The 2,639-nt window shown below is 41.6% G+C and carries 2 protein-coding genes and 3 pseudogenes; 4 read left to right on the forward strand and 1 reads right to left on the reverse strand.

The window, feature by feature from the left end:
• Both F6K37_RS37635 and F6K37_RS37640 read left to right on the forward strand, forming a co-directional pair.
• Positions 1-128, forward strand: a pseudogene (locus F6K37_RS37635) (DNA-binding protein); the annotation flags it as partial.
• 63 nt (positions 129-191) lie between these two features.
• A pseudogene (locus F6K37_RS37640) lies at positions 192-539 on the forward strand (Uma2 family endonuclease); the annotation flags it as partial.
• Positions 540-572: 33 nt separating this feature from the next.
• Here the strand turns inward: F6K37_RS37640 and F6K37_RS37645 are convergent.
• Positions 573-1,880, reverse strand: coding sequence for an RNA-guided endonuclease InsQ/TnpB family protein (locus F6K37_RS37645; RefSeq protein ID WP_071986867.1), 1,308 nt, complete (start codon positions 1,878-1,880; stop codon positions 573-575).
• A gap of 63 nt (positions 1,881-1,943) precedes the next feature.
• Here F6K37_RS37645 and F6K37_RS37650 point away from each other — a divergent pair, with 63 nt between their 5' ends.
• On the forward strand, positions 1,944-2,123 hold the full coding sequence (locus F6K37_RS37650) for a hypothetical protein (protein WP_008183384.1): 180 nt from the start codon (positions 1,944-1,946) through the stop codon (positions 2,121-2,123).
• Between the two features lie 96 nt (positions 2,124-2,219).
• Positions 2,220-2,399, forward strand: a pseudogene (locus tag F6K37_RS37655) (Uma2 family endonuclease); the annotation flags it as partial.
• Positions 2,400-2,639: the final 240 nt, after the last annotated feature.

Genomic DNA, 2,639 nt, shown 5'->3' on the forward strand with positions numbered 1-2,639 from the left:
CTAAAAATATTTATGGTCATACGGTCGAAGTGAATGGCCCTTGTCGGGTGATGTATCGCCCAGATGATCCCCTAAATTGTGGAGCACGGGTATGGATTGAGACTATTTCTGATTTTAAGGTTAGCTGAGCCAGGTCTAAACTATTAGTGATAGCGCTATGCCCTGGGATAGGGAATAGCGATTAGTTAAGCATGGTCGAGAGGCTTAAAGCAATGGGAATGCATTCAAAGGTAGCCGGATTTATAGGAGGTGAACTATTTTTAGAAATTCGGCGCTGTCAATTGCCTTACTTTATTCCTAAAGAATGCGTGATCAAACCACAAACAGAGTCTGGGTATGAACCAGATGTCATCGTTTTAGACAAGCAAAGGGTTACTGATAACGAACCACGGTGGGAAAAAGAATCCATTATCACACGGGGGTCTTCTGTTCGTTTAGTTGTAGAAGTGGTTTCAACAAACTGGAGCGACGATTACGCTTTGAAACTGGAAGAATACGAATCTTTCGGAATTGCTGAATATTGGATTGTTGATTATTTAGTTGAACTCTCTACGCTTTGAAAAACGTAGATTCTAAGCAGATGTCACTTTGCGGGTTGAAACCACGCTCCGTGAAGCTTCACGATAGGATCTAGATAGTGAGTCTAATCTATATCGTTGTGGCAGGTTCAAGTCTGCTCTACCGACCTCGGCTAGGGAGATCCCTAGCTGTGTCGCTACTTTTCTTAAAATATTGCAAGCTCCGTTGCAATCTGCGTTAATTAATTCACCTTTTGCAGACAGGTATTGTCCACGCTTTACTCTCTTTCCGCTTGCTGCCCACCCCTCAGGTTTCGCGCCGAGCACAGGTAGGAAATCACGATCTAAAAAGCTAGCTTTACTGGTGTAACTTTCTTCGGTTTCAACAAACTTAATGCCATATTCGATGCACAATTGCTCAATTCGATTTTTTAATTTAGCGGCAGGTATCTGTACGAACTGCTGATTGCTCTTTTTGCCAATATTTATGCTGTCTTTATTTCTCTTGTTCCAACCAAACACCACTGTGGTGACTTGGTTTCTTTGACACCAATTAATAATAAATCTAGCGACCTTGTTCACGTTGTCGCGCATTTGTCGGTTGCGCTTTTCGGTCAAAGAGGCTAATTGATTATCCCAATAATCTTGAGACTTTCCTTTTTTGATCCTAGCTACACGCTTGTTGTACCACTGATTCTGAGATTTGACTTTTTTGCCATCTATAATAAAAGAATTCCCCACATTAGAGACACAGGTTAACCAGTTGTTGAGACCTGGATCGATACCTAAGACCTTATTTGTTGGCGTCACTGGTTCAGGATTTGGCCTTTCATATACAAACTCTAAATAAAAACAGCCATTCCTAGGGACAAAACGATATTCTTTAATTGACTTATGATCTATATTAGATGGCATTGGTAGTAAGAAGTGATCAATACCAAACCAGACCTTAATCTGCTTACCTAAAGTAAACTTAAGCTGGCCTTTTACTAGCTTTACCCACCGAGCGGGATAACTTACTACTGCCAGACCTCCCTTTTTGCGGTACTTTGGGACTCTAGGTTGATCTGCCAACTGCCCTTTGTTATACAACTTCTTGAGGGCTTTGTAAGACTTGAAAGACTCAATAACTCCATGCAATGTCTGTTGAGCACAGGCTGATCTCATCGCTTTGAAGTGGACATTACTTTTCATGATTTTGTCCAATTCTGCGTTATTGAGATATTTGCCAGCCTTGAACAACATTTGACGGCAATAATATATTCCGCAATTTGTTAATTTGTTAGCCTCTGAGCAGATAAATTCTATAACCGCTTGGTTTTCAGATGTCGTGCTTATTAAATGTTGTTGACAACCGTACATATTGCATCGACCTTTTGCTGTGTTAATATAATTATATACCCTGATAATTAAGGTGTCAAGCAAATGCCAGAAGAAACTAAGAAAAAAGTTGGAAGACCGAGTTTGCATGGTGTACGAAAGAAATCCTATAGTGTCATGACTACAGAAACGGCCTGGAATGGATTAAAGGAGATGGCTAAAGATTCTGGTTTAAGCCTTTCTGAATTTCTAGAAACCTTAGGGAGAACAAAACAGCTTCCATAACGCGATAGCCGGGATTTATCCCGGCGCGCTGGCCTATAGCCACGCTACGCGAACGCAGGCCACTCAATAAATTAAGTGGCTAACTCTCGCTCGATGTTTCTCTGTTTAGGCGGTAGGCGATTTATCGGTAATCCTAAACAACCTACTTTATCGGTCTACCAATTGATAGATGGCGAATATCACGTTAATCAGTTCCGAGGAGCGAACCGTATTTTATCGCCAACCTTTCCAGAATTAAGGTTAAATGGTGAACAAATTTTTCAAGCGATCGCTTAATCAGCATTGATTAATCATGGAATGATTTGAATAGTTTTGTAGAACGGGCATCTTGGTAGAACGGGAATCTTGCTGGAACGGGCATCTTGGTGGAACGGGCATCTTGGTGGAATGGGCATCTTGCCCGTTTCATTTTCGGGCAGGCAAGATGCCCATTCCACTGATATTCATTCCGCCCCTCAGCAATTAACCATTAGGATTAACTGTTGTGTCTACGCATCTGTTTCCTCTCCCCCCACA

The organism is Moorena sp. SIO4E2 (assembly GCF_010671945.1).
Lineage (GTDB): Bacteria > Cyanobacteriota > Cyanobacteriia > Cyanobacteriales > Coleofasciculaceae > Moorena > Moorena producens.

Bases quoted from the DNA above. Each gene is read 5' to 3' on its own strand.
- F6K37_RS37645 (WP_071986867.1), bottom strand. From the start codon at position 1,880: ATGTACGGTTGTCAACAACATTTAATAAGCACGACATCTGAAAACCAA.
- F6K37_RS37650 (WP_008183384.1), top strand. From the start codon at position 1,944: ATGCCAGAAGAAACTAAGAAAAAAGTTGGAAGACCGAGTTTGCATGGT.